The organism is Streptomyces sp. NPDC085524 (assembly GCF_044541755.1).
Taxonomy (GTDB): domain Bacteria; phylum Actinomycetota; class Actinomycetes; order Streptomycetales; family Streptomycetaceae; genus Streptomyces.
Map to the genome: position 1 here is coordinate 213,270 of NZ_JBITTH010000012.1, position 17,081 is coordinate 230,350.

A 17,081-nucleotide genomic window follows, 5' to 3' on the forward strand; every position below is an offset into this window, starting at 1 on the left:
CTACGCACATCCCGGCGGCCCGCGCAAGCATTTCGGACAAACGTTACGGAACCTGCCCCGTCCGCCGGGCCCCACTCCGCCTTGGAAGGGCCGCAATGACCCAATCCCCTCCGGTCGCGTTCGACGCCGCCGACATGACCTGGCCTCCGCCGCCGTTCCAGTCCCCCGTGGCGCCCGTCACCGGCGCGGACGGCGTACGGCGCTTCGACGGGATCACGTACGCGACCACCCCCGGCTACCGTCCCCGGCTGCTCGACGTCCAGGTCCCGGCCGGCGAAGGGCCGTTCCCCGCGGTCGTCTGGATCCACGGGGGCGGCTGGCTGGACGGCGACCGCCGCTACCCGCCGCCGACCGTGCCCGCCGAGCTGCTGCACGGCGCGGTGCTGGAGGCCGGGCTCGCACTCGTCTCCATCGACTACCGGCACAGCCTCGAGGCCCCCTTCCCGGCCCAGCTGCACGACGTGAAGGCCGCCATCCGCTACGTCCGCCGCTTCGCCGACGCCCTCGGCATCGACCCGGAGCGCATCGGCGTCTGGGGCGAGTCCGCGGGCGGCCACCTCGCCGCGCTGGCCGGGCTCGTCGGCCCGGGCAGCCCGGACGGCCCGGCCCTGGAGGGCACGCACGGCGTCGGCTCCGGCGAGACCGGGGTGCTGGCCGTCGTCGACTGGTACGGCGTCTCCGACCTGGTCGCCGCGGCCGCGCACCCCATGCCGGTGATGCCGACGGAGGTCGAGTTCCCCGACCCGTACGAGGCCCTGCTGGGCGCCCGGGTGGACGAGCACCCGGAGCTGGCGCGGGCCGCGAGCCCGGTGACGTACGCGGAGGGCTCGAACCCGCCGCCGTTCCTGCTGGTGCACGGCACCGCGGACGGCCTGGTCCCGTACAGCCAGAGCGAGGCCCTCGCCGGGGCGCTGACGCGCGCCGGCGGCGAGGTCACCCTGCGGCCCGTCGAGGGCGCGGACCACATCTTCCTCGGCTCCCCCGAGATCGTCATGATCGTCGACGAGTGCGTGGCCTTCCTGGCCGGCCACCTCGGCGCGCGGGCCTGACCCCCGGCGCCGGATCCAGGGCGGCGGCGCGACTCGGACCGCGCCCCCGCCCTCCCCTCACCCCCGAACGGCACACAGCACACCCGGCTCGCGGCCCCTGCCGCGGCCGCGAGAGGCAGTCATGTCCAGCATTCCGGCCACCATCCACCCCACCAGACCGGGCAGCCGCGAAGCGGCGCGCAGTTCAGGCGTCCTCGTACTGGCCCTCGCCCTCCTGGGGGCCGCCGGGCTGGCGGCGCTCGTCGTCCGCTCGGACGTCACCGATCCGCCCTTCCAGGGGCTGGACGACCGCTGGCTGAGGTGGATGGGCGGTCCGCACGACGGGGTGTACGAGGTTCTGGCCTCGGCCCTGAACCTGTTCGGCGGACCCGTCGGCGTCATCGTCCCGCTCGCCCTCCTGACCTTCCTGCTGGTCCGCAGGCGGTGGGTGTCGGCCGGCTTCCTGCTCGCCGTCCACCTCGGCGGCAACCTGCTCGTCGTGCAGACGCTCAAGAACGTGGTGGACCGGCCGCGCCCAGCGAACCCGCTGGTCCGCGTCGACCACGGCTCCTTCCCGTCGGGCCACGCGGCCACGGCGGCCCTGCTGGTGGTGGCCGTCGGCATCCTGCTGGTCCCGGTGGTCCGGCGGCGGGCGTGGTGGCTCGGGGGCGCGGTCTTCACGCTGGCCATGATGTGGAGCCGCACCTGGCTGCACGCGCACTGGCTGAGCGACACCGTGGCCGGAGCGGCCGCCGGCGCCGGGGCCGGACTCCTGGTCTGGTGGCTCTTCCAGCCCGCTCTCGCCCGGGAGGGCGCACGCGTCCACGGCCGTCGGGGGGCGGCCGTGGACACCGGCCGGACGGCGGGCGACATCGGCTGACCGGCGCGGGACGCCGTCCGGTCCCCGCTCGGCCGGTCCGGGCCCGCTCGGCGTTCGCGCCGGCGGGCCTGCCGCTCAGGAGGTGCCGCGGGGTACGAGGACGGCCTTCACCGGCGGGACCGCCGGCGCCGTGCCCGATTCGACCAGGTCGTGCACCGTGTCCGCGATCTGCGCCGGCGACGGCAGCTCGAGCCGGATCGTGGTGAGCGGGGGCTGCTGGAGGCTGGAGAGGACCAGGTCGTCGGAGCCGACGACGGCCACGTCCTCGGGTACGGCAATGCCCTCGGCCCGCAGCGCGTGCATCAGCAGCGCGGCGTACTCGTCGTTGTAGGCGAAGACCCCGTCCAGGCCCAGGCTCCGCCAGCGGCGGGCGAGGGCCGTCGCGGAGTCGGTCGTGTACGCGAGCTCCACGGGGGTGACGGTGGCCATGTGCCGCGCCGCCACCGACTGCGCTCCCGCGAGGCGGGGTTGGGCGAGGGTGCCGAGGCCGCGCTCCAGGGGCATGACCACGCCGATCCTGGTCCGGCCCCGGGCGATGAGGTGTTCAGCCGCCGTGGCGCCGATGTCGGCCCCCTCGAGGCCGACGGTGAACATGCCCTCGACGGGGCGGGCCGCGAAGGCCAGCAGAGCGCGGACCCCTGCGCGGGCCAGGAGCTCGGCCGCCTGCGGCGTGAAGCGGTCCCCGTCGAGGGCGACGACGGCCGCCGGGCGCAGTTCGGCCCAGGCCCGGGCGGCGTCCAGGGGGTCGGCGAAGCGGCCCGCGTGCAGCACGGCGGTGTAGCCGTGGCGGTCGAGCTCGCTGTGCAGGTCGTCGACCCAGTCGCTGACGAGGCGGCCGATCGCGGAGATCGACGCGGGCATCAGGACCAGGTTGCTGCGGCCGGCCCGCAGGGAGCGGGCGGCCGCGTGCGGGACGTAGCCGAGCTGCTTCGCCGCGTCGAGCACGCGGGCGCGGGTGTTCGCGCTGACCCGGTGGCCCTGGGTGTCGTTGAGGACGAAGGAGACGGTGGCCCGGGACACCCCTGCGAGACGGGCCACGTCCGCGCTGGTGATGGAGGCGGGGACCTGCGTGTCTTTGGCCATGACGTCCCTTGCCGATCCTCTTGCCGCTCGTGTGTCGCTCGCTGCTGTCTTCCCTCCTCAGGTTACACGAGTTACGGCAGGTGAGCGGGGCTACGCGGAAGGCCGCCCGGGCCCGAAGAGGAGCCGGGAGGCGCCCGCGAGGTCCCCGAGGGCCGTCACGACCGAGTCGAAGCGCATCGTGGTGCGGGTCCCCGTGTCGTACGGGTCCCAGGCCGGCATGTCCGGGTGGTTCGGGTCGCCGGTGCGCACGAAGGCGATCCAGGCCCGGTGCATGGTCCAGGCGAGGCCGTCCCGGACCACGGGTGCGAGCCCGGCCAGGAAGGGGGCGTGCCTCCACTGGTCGAAATTGTCGAAGACGAAGGGGAGTTCGAGGCAGTGCGCGGCGCCGAGCCGGCCCTCGTACGCGGGGGTGGGCAGGTCGAACTGGTAGGCCCGCACCGGCCTTCCGGCCTCGGCCATGGCCTCGGCCAGCCGGACCGCGGGGATTCTGAAGAGCTCGTCGGTGATGAGGTCCATGAGGACGTCGGCCGGGCGGGATCCGGGCCGGGCCCGCTCGTATGCCTCGTACACCCCGGCGGCCGAGGGCCCGCCGAAGGTCTGCGCGATCCGGGCCGTGACCTGTTCGCGGGTGGCGGCGGCGTACCCCTCGTCGAGTGCGAAGCCGAAGTTGGCCTCCTCGCGCGTCCACCCGATGACCACGTCGATGCCGGCCGCCTCGGCCTGCAGCAGGGATTCGGCCGGGTGGTGGTGGAGGGTGATGCCGTCGATCACCGGCAGGAACGGGGTGGGCCAGTACCCCCACTGCACGGTCTGCGCGAACAGTCCGGCGCCCGCGGCGATCAGGTCCTGCCAGGGCAGGGCCCGCAGTCCGTGCACATCCTCGGCCCCGCACAGTTCCAGGTACGCGGCGGTGCGTTCGAGGTACGTGTCCGGGCCGGGGAGCTCGAGGCCGAGGGGCGGGCTCTGCAGGACGACCCGCCGGATCAGGCCCCGCGCCTGCGGGTGGCCCACGAGGGCTGCGGTGGACACGGCGCCGCCGGACTGGCCGGCGACGGTGACCCGGTCCGGGTCGCCGCCGAAGGAGGCGATGTTCTCCTTCACCCAGCGCAGGGCGGCGAGCTGGTCGGTGAGCCAGTGGTTGCCGCCCTCCTCGGGCGCATCGCCGTACGGGCCGAGGTAGAGGTAACCCAGGGGCCCGATGCGGTAGTTGATGCTGACGACGACGAGGTCGCCGTCGCGCGCGAAGGTCGCGCCGGAGTAGCAGGGCAGCGAGCCGGAACCGGAGACGAAGCCGCCGCCGTGGATCCAGACGAGCACGGGCCGGCGGGCGCCGTCGGCGGCCGGCGTCCAGATGTCGAGGGTCAGGCAGTCCTCGCCGAAGGGGGGCGACCCGTGCCCGCCGAGCACGGGATCGCCCTCCTCCCGGTACATCTGCGGGGCGCTCGGCCCGTCCGCGGTTGCGTCCCTGACCCCGCTCCAGCCCGGATGCGGCCGGGCGGCCCTCCAGCGCAGGTCGCCGACGGGCGGTGCGGCGTAGGGCACGCCCCGGAAGACCGCGAGGCCGTCCTCGACCACCCCTCGGAGCGAGCCTGCGGGCGGGTCCACCAGCACGTGGTCCGGAGCCGGGGAATGAGACATGAGCAGATCCTTCCTTGCTGCGCCGCCGGAGGCGGACCGGCCGGCACCACGAGACTATTGCGCGAATTTGGCGACCGTCAACAGCTCGCCATATCCTTGCTCAGAGCCAGAGGGTGCCCGAGGCCATGCGCCGCGCCTCCTCTTCCAGCATCGGCGCGAACGCCCGCCACAGCACGAGACAGACACCGAGCCCCAGGACGAGACCGGCGAAGGTGTCGGTCAGCCACTGGGCGTGCAGCCAGGTCCGGCTCGCCATCATGGCGACGACGTACGCACCGCCGACGGGCCACCACCAGCGCCGGGCGCGCGGCGGGAAGGCCAGCACGGCGACGACGAACACGAGCGCGACCGCGCTGAACACCTGCCCGGAGGGGTACGAACCGTCGTTGACCAGGACCGCCGGGTACGGCGGGCGCGGGCGGTCGGCGAGGGCCTTGAGGGGCAGGACCGCCAGGAGGTTGGCGCCGACGGCCACGGTGAAGGCGAACAGCCCCGAGCGCCAGCGGCCGTATACGCAGAGGCCGCCGATGAGCCCGAGCGGCAGGACCAGGCCGATCGGACCGCCGAGCCGGTCGAGGACGAGGACGAATCCCTCGGCCGGGCCCCGCACCGAGGCCGCCCAGTGGTCGTCGAGCCCCTGGAAGAAGGGACGTCCGCCGAGGCCCAGAAGCCCGGCGACCAGCAACGAAACGAGCAGCAGGACCAGCCCGACGCCGAGCGCGTGGCGCGGCGGGGCCGCCGGAAGGTGGTGGCGCGCGGGCGGTGCGGGGTACGGCGTGCGGGACGGCGCAGGGGGACGAGAGGGCTGCATGACGGGCCTTTCACGATCGCCGCCCCGGGCGGCGGGGCTGGGCGTACGGGGAGCGGGCGGGGAGCGGCGCGGCGTGAGCACGGCCGTGCGTACGGGGAGTTGCCGCACCGCGGGGCCCGGCGGGCCGGGCGGCGGGAGCGGAGCGACGGGGGACGGATCGGCGGGGCGGCAGTTCGTACCGGACGCACGGGCGCGGTCCGGCGGGGCACCGGGGCACTCCGACCGGCGCCGCGACCGGGTGATGCGCGCGGACCGAGCCCGCACGGACCGAGCCCGCACGGACCGCCGGCACGAGGCGCCTTCGGCCCGTACGACGGCAGGGCATGGCGGAGCGGACCGGCGCAGGCGTACGGGAGGCGCCGGGGCGCTCCGCCGGCGCCGGGCGCACCTCCCGGCGGTGGCCGGGGGGAGAGGTGCGGTGGCGGGCGGCGCAGGTCGGGCGGGATCCGGATGGGATGGCCCGCGGGGCCGACCGGGGGCCGCCGGGCGGGACGCGGGGCGGCAGTGGCAGCCGGCGACGGGTTCGTCGCGGTGCGGCACGGAGTATGGCCCATGCGTGACGGCCGCCACAAGAGCAAGAGGGTTTTCCGACACGGCAGCCCGGTCCGGTGGCCGTGGAACGGTGGTTACACGTCATTCCAAACGGGCTGCCCCGTCGGTCACGATCTGCACAACGACCGCCCGCAGGCACTAGTGCGGCCCGGAAATGGGTGCTACACAGTCTCCAGCGCACTTGGTGACACGTGTAACAACATCAGGTGAACGCGCAGTACCCCGCAGCACCGCGTCCCGTCCGCCGCGCTTGCCGGCGACACCGCTTCCCGGAGTCCGCTCGCGGGACAGCCCGCAGCCCCCTCTCCCCCTCGTACGCCACCTCCCCGTTCCGTCCCCCCGAGGAGTCGTCATGGCCACGCACGAAGTCGCCGATCCGCCCGTTCCCGCCCCCGCTCGGCCTCCCCGCCAGCGCGCACTCCTGCCCCTGCTGCTGGTGGCCAACTCCTCGATGCTCGCGGTCTACATGGGTGTGGGATCCGTCCTGCTCCCCACCCAGGTCGCCGCGATCGACCCGGCGAACAAGGTCGCCGTCCTCGGACTCATCGGCGGGATCAGCGCGATCTTCGCGACCGCCTTCAACCCGATCGCCGGCGCCCTCTCCGACCGGACGGGCCGCCGCAATCCGTGGATCGTGGGCGGCGCCCTCACCGCGTTCGCCTGCCTGGCCCTCCTCGGCAGCGTGTCCACGGCGCTGCTCGTCGGCATCGCCTGGTGTCTGGTCCAGGCGACCATGAACGTCTACCAGGCCGCCGTCACCGCGATCGTGCCCGACCGCGTCCCGGTCGCCCGCCGCGGCACCGCGTCCGCCCTGGTGGGTCTCGGCCTGCCCATCGGCGGCACGGTCGGCGTGCTGATCGCCTCGCAGACGGCGGCCCATCTGCGCACCGGCTACCTCGTCTTCGGCGCGATCGTCGCCGTGTCGGCGCTGCTGCTGACCACCCTGTGCCGGGACGTCCCGCGCACCGAGCCCACGGCCGCCAAGCCCAAGGGCGCCCAACTGGCTGCGTTCCTCTCGGCGTTGGCGAACCATGACTTCCGGTGGGCCTTCATGGGCCGCGCCCTGATGGTGCTCGGCTACTTCTCCGTCGTCGGCTACCAGCTGTACATCCTCGACGACCACATCAAGCTGCCCTCCGGGCTGACCCCGCCGGCCGCGATGGCCGTGCTCACCCCGGTGTCGATGGTCGCCATGGCGGTCTCCACCCTGCTCGGCGGGATGCTGTCCGACCGCTGGGACCGCCGCAAGGTGTTCGTCGGCGTCTCCGCCGCACTCGCCGGACTCGTCATGGTGGTCCCCGTCGTCAGCCCGACCTGGACCGGGATGCTCGTGTTCAGCGCACTCAACGGACTCGCCTTCGGCTGCTTCATGGCCGTCGACACCGCGCTCGTCACGCTGGTCCTCCCCAGCGCCGAGGACGCGGCCCGCGACATGGGCGTGCTCAACATCGCGAACGCCGGACCGCAGATCATCGCCCCCTTCGTCGCCTCGGCGATCGTCACCGGACTGGGCGGCTACACCCCGCTCTTCCTGGTCGGCGGAGCCCTCTCCCTGATCGGCGCGCTCGCCATCCTCCCGATCCGCAGCGTGCGCTGACCCCTCATCCTCGGCGGGCGCGCGCCGAGGGTCGCGCGCCCGCCGGTCTCCAGCCGGTCCACCCTCGTCCGCTGCAACTCCCTTCCGAGGAGCGCTCCGTGAAGCTCAAGCGTGTTCTGCCCCTGGCTGCCCTGATGCTGTGCACGTCGACCGTGGCCGGGACGGCACCCGCGCTCGCCGATCCGCAGGCGCCGGCCCCGACCGGTGGCCCGCTGCGGATCCTGCTCACCAATGACGACGGGTACAACGCGCCCGGAATCCGCAAGGCCTTCGAGCGGCTGACCGCCGCCGGGCACGACGTCACCATCGTCGCCCCGCTCACCAACCAGAGCGGTACCGGTACGAAGATGGCGGGCTCCCCCTCCGTCACGGTGAAGCACCCCGAGCCCAAGGTGTGGGCCGTGGACGGCACTCCGGGTGACTCGGTGGCCTTCGGTCTCGCCCAGGTCTTCGCCGGCCGGGCCCCCGACCTGGTGGTCTCCGGCACCAACTTCGGCCCGAACGTGGCGGGTCTGGCCAACCACTCCGGTACGGTCGGCGGCGCCGTCGCCGCCCTGGAGCACGGCGTGCCCGCCATCGCACTGAGCACCGGCGGCACCTCCGCACCCGACCCCGTCACCACCGTCAACGCGATGGGCCCGACCCTCGACTTCGCCGTCAAGCTCATCGACCGGCTGCACTCGCGGGCCCGCTCCGGACCGCTGCTGCCCCAGGGCGTCGGCCTGAACGTCAACCACCCCGTCGTCGGCGCCGACGGCAGGGGCACTGCGGCCGGTGTCGCCGCCACCTTCCAGGACCCGCAGACCGTCCTGGAGCCGGAGTACACCGACGCGGGCGACGGCACCTGGAAGATGACCGTGAAGGTGGCCCTGCGCCCGGCGGCCAAGGGCGGCGACGTCGAGGCCGTGAACGCGGGCAGGATCGCGGTCAGCCCCATCAACGCGGACTGGAACACCGGTCCGGTCGACACGGCCGTGACCTCGGCCCTGATCGCCGGCCTGCGTCCGTGACATACCCGACGAGGCCCTTGCTCTGCACGGTCCTTGCGCTGGTGGCGTCCCTGCTCACCCCTGCGGTGCCGGCAGGGGCGCTGCCCGGCGGGTCCCCGCGCCCGGTGGTCGCCGTCGCGCAGGGCGCCCTGCGGGGGCAGGAGGAGGGCGGGGCCGAGGAGTTCCTCGGTGTCCCGTACGCCGCTCCCCCGGTCGGGGCGGGCCGGCTGCGGGCCCCGCAGCCGCCGCCCCGGTGGCACGGCGTACGCGAGGCCGTGCGCCAGGCCCCGGCGTGCCTGCAGTTCTCGCCGTTCGGGCTGCGCGATCCGCAGGCCGTCAGCGAGGACTGCCTGTACCTGGACGTGTACCGGCCCCGGGGAGCGCGTCCCGGGGCCCGCCTCCCGGTGGTGTTCTGGATGCACGGGGGTGCGTACAGCCAGGGCACGGGCACGCAGTTCGGCGGGCGCACCATGGCCGATCTCACGCAGAGCGTCGTGGTGAGCATCAACTACCGCCTGGGGCAGCTCGGTTATCTGGGTCTGCCCGAGCTGGCCGGGGAGAACGGGTCCCGTTCCGGCTCGTTCGGTCTGATGGACCAGCTCGCGGCCCTGCGGTGGACGCGGGAGAACATCGCCGCCTTCGGCGGGAATCCGGGCAGCGTGACCGTCTCCGGGCAGTCCGCGGGCAGTGGTTCCGTCTGCGCCCTGCTGGCCGCGCCGTCGGCCGCCGGTCTGTTCCACCGGGCCGTGCTGCAGAGCGGGCCCTGCTCGCTGCTGCACACGCCCGACGGCACGAGGGCGGAGGCCGGGGCCCGTGCCTTCGCGGACAAGGCTGGGTGCACGGACCGGGCCTCGGTCGCCGCGTGTCTGCGTGCCGCGCCGGGAGCGGCCCTGGTCGCGGCCGCCGGGGCACTGCCCACCTCGGGTCCGGCGTCGGGTGACGGGCTACTGCCGGCCGATCCGGCGGCGGCCATCGGGAGCGGGGCGTGGAACAAGGTTCCGGTGCTGATCGGGAGCACCCGCTCCGAGGCCCGGTTCTTCGTCGCGCTGACGCAGCCCCGGCTGACGGAGCAGGAGTACACGGCGCAGGTCCTGGCGGCACACGGGGCGGCGGGTCCGGAGGTGCTGGCCCGCTATCCGGTGTCGGCGTACGGCTCGCCGTACCTGGCGCTGTCGGCGGTCATGACCGATTCCTCCTTCGCCTGCCACACCGCGTGGACGGCGCGGACGTTCGCCTCGCAGGTGCCGACGTACGTCTACGAGTTCGACGACCCGGACTCGCCGACGCTCGCCGGGGCGCAGGTGCCGGGGCTGGACGAGTCGAACGCCCACAGTGCGGAGCTGGCCTATCTGCACGACTTCACGATGGGCGAGCGGCCGCTGACCCCGGTCCAGGTCGCGCTCGGGGCGCGGATGAAGCGGTACTGGGGTGCCTTCGCGCGCTTCGGCTCCCCCGTCGTGCCGGGTCAGACCGCGTGGCCCGAGGCCGGCCCGGGCGCCACGGTCCTCGTCCTGGACCCCGTGGCGACGCGGACGACCGGCTCGTTCGAAGCGGACCACCAGTGCGCGTTCTGGCGGTCGCACGTCTAAGCAGTGGCCCCGTGCCCGTGCCGTCGGCGACGGCGGATCACGGTCACGGCGGACACGGCGAGCAGCACGAGGGCGGCGGAGACCGTCAGGAGCCATACCGGGACTCCGCCGCCCACCGTGAGCAGTTCGTCGTGGTAGACGGTCCGCCGGTAGGGGGTGTCCTTGGCGGTGGCGCGCAGTTCGTGGTCGGCGTCGATGCGGCCGGGTTCCGGGAACTCCTGGTCGATCGCGGTGAGGAACACGGGCTTGCCGCCCGCCAGTTCGGCGAGCGCGCCGCCGGGGGTGATCGGGCCGGCGAAGGTCACCTCCGGTGCGGCGCCGCCGATCCGGGAGGCGGGTTCCATGCGGTGGTCGGCCAGCACGTACAGGGCGAGGGACTGGGGGTTCCCGGCCATCCGGGAGAGCCGCATCGGGTAGACCAGCCGGTCGCTGTCGAAGCGGATCCTCAGCGGGTCGAGCGCGCCCTGCAGCTTCTTGCCCGGCTCACGGGGGGCGAGCCGTACCGCCACGTACTCCCACTTCTGGTCGACGTAGGGCTTGACTTCCGTGGCGAGGCGTTCGGGGAGGGTGAAGCCGTTGGACTCCAGCCAGTTCTTCAGGGCGTCGGGGTCGGTGGCGGTGAGGCGGGCGACGTCGAAGTCGCCGAGCTGCTCACGGCCGACGACGCCGACCCCCGGAGCGCGTGAGGCCGGCGGGGCGGCGCCGACGCCGTCACCCTGGCTCGAGGCGAACGGCCAGTCGTGGTTCCGCGGCCAGAAGTAGTGCCGGGCCCTGTGCTGGGGCCGGGTCTGCTCCGTCAGTTCGTCGAACAGCTTGCCGTCGCCGAGCTGTACCGAGGCCCGTCCCGGGACCGGCATGATCCAGGCGGCCCGGTCCGCGTCGCCCCGTACGACGAACCGCATGACGATCTGCTCCGTACGGCCGTCCCAGCGCACGGCGGAGGTCTCGCGGTCGACGCCGATCCGCGACTGGCCGTAGGGGACCATCGCGCCGCATCCGCACGCGTAGGCCGGGCTGACGAGGGAGCCGAGCTGGGTCGCGAGCAGGGCCAGCAGGAGGGCCGTGATCCTTCTTTTCATCCACACGGGGTCTCAGACGGACGCCCGTGCGATCCGGTTCCGACCCCCCTCGCAGCCCCGCCCGACCTGGGCTCATACTGTGCTGCATGACGGGGAGCGAGAGGCCGCGGCGTGCTCTGCGGCGCCAGTCCGCGGTGCCGCGGAGCCCGCTGGTTCCGGACTCGGTGGAGGCGGAGATCCAGCGTCACGACTGGGATGCGATGGAGTGCGGCTGCGGACGCTCCGCGGGGCATCTGGTGGGTGCGGTACGGGATGCCGCCGAGGGTCATCCCTCCGCGTTCCGGGCCCTGGAGGGCCACGTCTTCTTCGGGGAGGCCCTGAAGCCGCCGGCGCCCGCGGCGTGCGGCGTGCTGATGGCGGTGTGGTCCGCGCACCCGCCCCGGCAGGCCACCCGCGAGGCGCTGCTGTGGACCCTGCTGGCGCTGCTGTGCACGGTGGACGACGGCGGTACCCACGAGGCGGGGCTGTACGGCCAGTGCGCCGCTTTCATCCGCACCGGCACCGAGGGCTTCCGCCGCGAACTGGCCGCCGCCCCGGGCTCGGGGGCCGCCGCCTATGCGGAGGGCATCCTGGACATCCTCGGCGTCCGGGCCTGAGACCGTCGGACTGCAGCGTCGGAGTGCGGGCGAACCAGGTGCGCGCGGTGGCTGCCGCCAGCCCCCACACGCTGTCGCAGGCCAGGGCGATGACGTTGAAGACCAGTCCGAGGAACAGCATCTGAAGGGCCGCGCGGCCCTGGCCGCGGTCGACGAACTGCGGCAGCACGGCCGCGAAGGACACGATGGTCTTGGGGTTGGCCATGCCGACCGCGAACCCCTCCCACAGCGTGCGCAGGCCGCCGTGCGCGGGGCCTTCGCCGCAGAACGCGGCCTGCGACGCGCCACGCCGGCGGACCGCCTCGATCCGGTCTGCGGAGACGATGGAGTCCATCCCGTCGTTCCGGCCCGCCCGGATCCCCCCACCAAGGGCCGGTCCCGCTACGAGGAGGCCGCCGCCAGGCAGTGGCGCAGCAGGGTCGGGGTGACCTCCTCGAGGGAGTCCGCGAAGGTCCGCTGCGGGGAGCGCGGGACCGGGAGCAGGGAGGGGACGATCAGGAGCCCGCAGCCGGCGGCCTCCGCCGAGGCGGCGCCGTCCGGTGAGTCCTCCACCGCCACGCAGGCCTCCGGTACGAGGCCCAGCCGCTCGGCGGCCGCGCGGTACGGGTCCGGGTGCGGCTTGGTCCGGGGGGTGTCGTCGGCGGACATCGTGAAGGCGAAGGGGACGTGGGCCAGGGAGCCCCCGACCACGGAGTCCACGACCACCCGCGGTGAGGCGCTGACGAGCGCGAAGGGCACGCCGTCCGCCTCCAGTGCGGACAGCAGCTGCTGGGCGCCCGGCCGCATCGGTGCGCCCTCCTCCACCTTGCGGAAGAAGCTCCCGGTGAGGGCGAGCGCCACCTCGCCGGGGTCTCCCGCTCCCGTGACGCGTACGAGGTGTGCGGCGGTGTCCTCGACCGCGCGGCCGACGACCTCCGGCGCGTCCGCGTCGGTGAGCCGGTGGCCGAGGGCTTCGGCGATCTCCTCGGTGGTCCGCCACCACAGCACCTCGGTGTCGACGAGGGTGCCGTCCATGTCGAAGAGGACCGCGGCGAGGGCGCTCACACGGACCTCGCGACGACGAGCACGGGGCGCTCGGCCAGGGCGACGCTCGCCCGTGCGCCCGGGGCCAGGGACCCCGCGTCGCGGGAGGCGAGGTCCGCCTTGACCGAGACGCCGCCCGGCAGTTCGAGGTGGAGGCGGGTGACGGAGCCGAAGAAGGAGGCGGAGACGACGGTGGCGCTGCCTTCGGCATCTGCCTCGGCCGTCACGTTCTCGGGCCGTACGAGGACCTCCACGTCCGGCGTGGCGGGGACCGGGCCGTCGACGGGCAGGCGCGCGCCGGCGACCTCGACCAGGCCGGAGTCGGTGAGCCGTCCGGGCAGCCGGTTCATGGTGCCGACGAACTCGGCCACGAACGGCGTGGCGGGGCGTTCGTACAGTTCCGCCGGGGCGGCGCACTGTTCGAGCTTGCCCGCGTTCAGGACGGCGACCCGGTCGGCCATGGACAGGGCCTCCTCCTGGTCGTGCGTGACGAAGACCGTCGTGATGCCGAGGGAGAGCTGGAGGCGCCGGATCTCCTCGCGCAGGTTCGTCCGCACCTTGGCGTCCAGGGCGGAGAGCGGCTCGTCGAGCAGGAGCACGCGGGGGCGCAGGGCCAGGGCGCGGGCGAGCGCGACGCGCTGCTGCTGGCCGCCGGACATCTGGTGCGGGTAGCGGTCGCCGTGGTCGGGCAGGCCCACCAGGTCGAGGAGTTCGGCGGCCCGCTCGCGGCGCTGCGCCGCGCCGACCTTGCGGACGCGCAGGCCGAAGGCGACGTTGTCGCGGGCGTTCAGGTTGGGGAAGAGGCTGTACGACTGGAAGACCATTCCGGCGTCGCGGCGGTTGGCCGGGATGCGGGTGACGTCCTGTCCGTCGACGAGGACTTCGCCGGAGTCGGGCTGTTCGAAGCCGGCGACGACGCGCAGCGCGGTGGTCTTTCCGCAGCCGGACGGGCCGAGCAGGGCGATGAGTTCGCCGGGCTCGACGGTCAGGTCGAGTCCGTCGAGGGCGACGGTGGAGCCGAAGGCGCGGCGCAGGCCGCGGAATTCGACGCGTGCTCCGCCGGTGGGCCCGGCGGGGTCCATGGGCTTCCTGGCCGCGGGGATGGTGGACATGGGGGTCAGGACTCCTTGCGGGAGGTGGTGGCCGCTGCGGTGGTGGGGTTGGTCCCGGCCCGCGAGAGGGCGAGCAGCAGCAGCCAGGTGATCAGGAGGCTGAGGATGGAGACGGCCACCGACATCCGGGCCTGGGCGCCGGAGATGGACACGATCCACACCGCGAAGGGCCTGAAGCCCAGCAGGGAGGCGATGGTGAACTCGCCGAGCACCAGGGCCAGGGTGAGGAAGGCGGCGCCGGCCAGCGAGGCCCGCAGGTTCGGCAGCAGCACGCGCAGGACGACGTACGGCCAGCTCGCACCGCAGCTGCGGGCGGCCTCGACGAGGGTGGGCACGTCGACGGCGCGCAGGCCGGCGTCGAGCGAGCGGTAGACGAACGGGAGCGCCAGCACCGTGTAGGCGAGGACCAGGACGACGGGGAAGTCCTCGTTCTGGACGGCGATGAACGTCTGGTAGAGCGGGGTCCGCGACAGGTGCTCCGGTCCCCAGCGCAGCACCGTCGTGATGCCGGTGACCAGGGCGATCGGCGGGACGACCAGCGGGAGCATGCACATCACCTCGACGACGGGGCGCAGCCGCGGGGAGCCGATGCGTACGGCGACCAGTGCGGGCACCGCGAGCAGCAGCGACAGTGCGATGGTCGCGGCGGCGAGGCCGAGGGAGAGCAGCAGGCTCTGGGTGAAGCCTTCGGCGGCGAGGAGTTCGGTGTACGCCTCGAAGGTGATCCCCTGGCCGGGCACGTGCACGGTGAAGACGAAGGAGGCGACGAGCGGGAGGAGGAAGTAGGTCCCGGCGAGCAGCAGGACGGCTCCGCGCCAGATCCTCGGGCGGGGCCGGGTCCGGGCGGTCTTCGCCGGGGCCCCGGCCTGCTCGGGGGTGCGGGTGGCGGTGGGGGTCATCGCAGCCATCGGGCGCTCCGTCGCTGGAGGGGCAGGTAGACCGCCATGACCAGGCCGGCGATCAGGATCATGTCGAGGCCGAGGGCGAGCGCCACGTTCTCCTGGCCGGTGAGCACGTTCCCGGACAGCGCGTCCGCGATCTTGAGCGTGACCAGCGGTACGGAGCCGCCGACGAGCGCGGCGGCCGTCGCGTGCGCGGCGAAGGCGGTGCCGAAGAGCAGGACGAACCCGCCGAGCAGGGAGGGCGCGAGCACGGGCAGGCCCACGTGGCGCCAGAACTGCCATCCGGTGGCGCCGCTGTTCTGGGCGGCTTCGCGCCACTGCGGGCGCAGTCCCTCCAGTGCCGGGGCCATGACCAGCACCATCAGCGGGATGAGGAAGTACAGGTAGACCACGGTGAGGCCGGTGAAGGAGTACAGGTTCCAGCCGAGGTCGGTGAGGTCGCCGAGCTGGGTGAGGACTCCGGAGATGCCCGCGGTGGCGATGAACGCGAACGCGAGGGGCACGCCACCGAAGTTGGCGAGCACGCCCGAGGCGGTGAGCGCGGCGCTGCGCAGGGCGGTGGAGCGGGAGGTGACCACGGCCTGGGCGAGGACGACGCCGATCGCTCCGCCGAGCAGTGCGGTCAGGGCGGAGAGCTGGACGCTGCCGACGAGCGAGCCGAGGTAGGGGCCCTGGAGCGAGCGGGCGAGGTGCTCGCCGGTGAGCCGGGTGGCGCCGCCGTCGGGGTCGGTGCGGGTGACCGCGCCGAAGGCCATGGCGCCGAGGGGGATGCCGAAGCAGAGCCCGGTGAAGACGAGGAGGGGGAGGGTCGCGAGCCAGGTGCGCGGGCCGCGCCGCCGGCGGCGGCTGGTGCTGCCGCCGGCGGTCCCCACGGGACGAGGGGTGGTGGTGGACATCAGGAGAGGGCCTTGTCCCACTTCTCGGCGAGGGTGGCCTTGGCCTTGTCGAGCTCGGTGGAGGCCGGGAAGGACGGGGTGCCCTGGACCTGCGGGAGCTTGGTGACGGCGTCCTTGTCGGCGGTGCCGTCCTGCGTCATGACGGGGAGCAGGACCGGGCGGGCGTGCCCCTTCAGCCACAGGTTCTGGCCCTCGGCGCTGTAGAGGAACTCCATCCACAGGCGGGCGGCGGCCGGGTTCGGGGCCTCCTTGTTGATGGCCTGCGAGTAGAACTGGGCGTAGACGCCGTCGGTGGGGACGGCGACCTTCCAGTCGACGCCCTTGCCCTTGAACTGCTCGGCGTAGCCGGCGTTCAGGTAGTCCCAGTCGATGGAGATGGGCGTCTCGCCCTTCTCGACGGTGGCCGGGGTGGACTCGACCGGGATGAAGTTCCCGCTCTTCTTCAGCCGGCCGAAGAAGTCGATGCCGGGCTGGATGTCGGCGAAGGAGCCCTTGTTGGCGAGGGCGGCCGCGTAGACGCCGCCGAAGGCCGAACCGGACTTGGTGGGGTTGCCGTTGAGGGCGACCTTGCCCTTGTACTCGGGCCCCAGCAGATCGGCGAAGGTCTGCGGGCAGTTGGTGATCTTCGCCGCGTCGCAGCCGATGGAGACGTAGCCGCCGTAGTCGTTGTACCAGCGGCCGTCGGCGTCCTTCTGGCCGGCCGGGATCTTGTCCCATGCGGCGACCTTGTACGGGGCGAAGAGGTTCTCGCCGGCGCCGCTGCGGGCGAAGGCGATGCCGAGGTCGAGGACGTCGGGGGCGCGGTCCTGGCCCTTGCGGGACTTGACGGCGGCGATCTCGTCGGAGCTGGAGGCGTCCGGGTTCTCGCTGTTCACCTTGATCTTGTACTTGGCCTCGAAGGCCTTGATGATCTCGCCGTAGTTCGCCCAGTCCGGCGGCAGGGCGATGACGTTGAGCTTGCCCTCCTTCTGCGCGGCGGCGACGAGGGCTTCCAGCGAGCCGAAATCGGCGACCGAGGTGGCGGTGGCCGGCTTCGCGCCGTTCTTGGCGCCGTCGGCACCACCCGAGGTCTTGGTGTCGGGGGCGGCACCGCACGCGCTGAGCGTGGTGAGGACGGCGGCGCTGAGCAGTACGGCCGCACCGCGACGGGCGGAGGAACTGAGCACGGTCTCTCCCGGAGACTTAGGGGGGTCCACTTGTCTGAACAAGTTGGCTCCAGTTCGCCCGGTCTCACTGTACGGACGATGAACGGAGTCTGGACCGGGAGGCACGACTCGACGAAGACACGACAATGACCGAAAGAAGT

The 17,081-nt window shown here is 73.5% G+C and carries 15 protein-coding genes and 1 pseudogene; 6 read left to right on the forward strand and 10 right to left on the reverse strand.

Annotated elements, in window-relative coordinates; genetic code table 11:
• Positions 1-95: 95 nt before the first annotated feature.
• Positions 96-1,049, forward strand: a complete 954-nt coding sequence (locus ACIGFK_RS20750; RefSeq protein ID WP_400053049.1) for an alpha/beta hydrolase fold domain-containing protein — start codon at positions 96-98, stop codon at positions 1,047-1,049.
• Between the two features lie 121 nt (positions 1,050-1,170).
• Complete coding sequence (locus tag ACIGFK_RS20755) at positions 1,171-1,908, forward strand: phosphatase PAP2 family protein (RefSeq protein ID WP_400053051.1); 738 nt, start codon at positions 1,171-1,173, stop codon at positions 1,906-1,908.
• Between the two features lie 75 nt (positions 1,909-1,983).
• Here ACIGFK_RS20755 and ACIGFK_RS20760 read toward each other — a convergent pair whose 3' ends face one another.
• The 3 genes from ACIGFK_RS20760 to ACIGFK_RS20770 form a co-directional block, all read right to left on the reverse strand.
• Positions 1,984-2,991, reverse strand: coding sequence for a LacI family DNA-binding transcriptional regulator (locus ACIGFK_RS20760; protein ID WP_386468058.1), 1,008 nt, complete (start codon positions 2,989-2,991; stop codon positions 1,984-1,986).
• A 90-nt stretch (positions 2,992-3,081) separates the two neighbouring features.
• On the reverse strand, positions 3,082-4,629 hold the full coding sequence (locus ACIGFK_RS20765) for a carboxylesterase/lipase family protein (RefSeq protein ID WP_400053053.1): 1,548 nt from the start codon (positions 4,627-4,629) through the stop codon (positions 3,082-3,084).
• A 100-nt stretch (positions 4,630-4,729) separates the two neighbouring features.
• A complete protein-coding gene (locus ACIGFK_RS20770) occupies positions 4,730-5,440 on the reverse strand; it encodes a phosphatase PAP2 family protein (protein ID WP_400053054.1) in 711 nt (236 codons plus the stop codon).
• Between the two features lie 904 nt (positions 5,441-6,344).
• Between ACIGFK_RS20770 and ACIGFK_RS20775 the strand changes: the two genes are divergently transcribed.
• From ACIGFK_RS20775 to ACIGFK_RS20785, 3 genes are all read left to right on the forward strand, one after another.
• Complete coding sequence (locus ACIGFK_RS20775; protein WP_376662058.1) at positions 6,345-7,589, forward strand: MFS transporter; 1,245 nt, start codon at positions 6,345-6,347, stop codon at positions 7,587-7,589.
• Positions 7,590-7,687: 98 nt separating this feature from the next.
• Positions 7,688-8,599: a 5'/3'-nucleotidase SurE gene (surE, locus tag ACIGFK_RS20780; protein ID WP_376658682.1), complete on the forward strand. Its 912-nt coding sequence runs from the start codon at positions 7,688-7,690 to the stop codon at positions 8,597-8,599.
• On the forward strand, positions 8,596-10,167 hold the full coding sequence (locus tag ACIGFK_RS20785) for a carboxylesterase/lipase family protein (protein ID WP_376658681.1): 1,572 nt from the start codon (positions 8,596-8,598) through the stop codon (positions 10,165-10,167). Before surE ends, ACIGFK_RS20785 begins: the two co-directional genes overlap by 4 nt.
• Here ACIGFK_RS20785 and ACIGFK_RS20790 read toward each other — a convergent pair.
• The gene (locus ACIGFK_RS20790; RefSeq protein WP_400053056.1) at positions 10,164-11,246 is read right to left on the reverse strand and encodes a DUF2330 domain-containing protein; all 1,083 of its coding nucleotides are present in this window, start codon (positions 11,244-11,246) and stop codon (positions 10,164-10,166) included. The genes ACIGFK_RS20785 and ACIGFK_RS20790 overlap by 4 nt on opposite strands.
• An 86-nt stretch (positions 11,247-11,332) precedes the next feature.
• Here ACIGFK_RS20790 and ACIGFK_RS20795 point away from each other — a divergent pair, with 86 nt between their 5' ends.
• Positions 11,333-11,842 (forward strand): hypothetical protein, encoded by a 510-nt coding sequence (locus ACIGFK_RS20795; RefSeq protein ID WP_376658679.1) that lies wholly within the window; start codon positions 11,333-11,335, stop codon positions 11,840-11,842.
• Between the two features lie 19 nt (positions 11,843-11,861).
• On the opposite strand, the pseudogene ACIGFK_RS20800 reads toward ACIGFK_RS20795, so the two are convergent.
• The 6 genes and pseudogenes from ACIGFK_RS20800 to ACIGFK_RS20825 form a co-directional block, all read right to left on the reverse strand.
• Positions 11,862-12,143 (reverse strand): annotated as a pseudogene (locus ACIGFK_RS20800) (LysE family translocator); the annotation flags it as partial.
• An 80-nt stretch (positions 12,144-12,223) separates the two neighbouring features.
• Entirely contained in the window at positions 12,224-12,856 is a 633-nt protein-coding gene (locus ACIGFK_RS20805; protein WP_376658683.1) for an HAD family hydrolase, read from the reverse strand.
• A 26-nt stretch (positions 12,857-12,882) separates the two neighbouring features.
• On the reverse strand, positions 12,883-13,977 hold the full coding sequence (locus ACIGFK_RS20810) for an ABC transporter ATP-binding protein (RefSeq protein WP_386468051.1): 1,095 nt from the start codon (positions 13,975-13,977) through the stop codon (positions 12,883-12,885).
• A 5-nt stretch (positions 13,978-13,982) separates the two neighbouring features.
• A complete protein-coding gene (locus ACIGFK_RS20815; protein ID WP_376658677.1) occupies positions 13,983-14,885 on the reverse strand; it encodes an ABC transporter permease in 903 nt (300 codons plus the stop codon).
• Positions 14,873-15,775, reverse strand: a complete 903-nt coding sequence (locus ACIGFK_RS20820) for an ABC transporter permease (protein ID WP_376658676.1) — start codon at positions 15,773-15,775, stop codon at positions 14,873-14,875. The genes ACIGFK_RS20815 and ACIGFK_RS20820 overlap by 13 nt, the downstream gene beginning before the upstream one ends.
• The gene (locus ACIGFK_RS20825) at positions 15,775-16,941 is read right to left on the reverse strand and encodes an ABC transporter substrate-binding protein (protein ID WP_376658675.1); all 1,167 of its coding nucleotides are present in this window, start codon (positions 16,939-16,941) and stop codon (positions 15,775-15,777) included. Before ACIGFK_RS20825 ends, ACIGFK_RS20820 begins: the two co-directional genes overlap by 1 nt.
• Positions 16,942-17,081 lie beyond the last annotated feature (140 nt).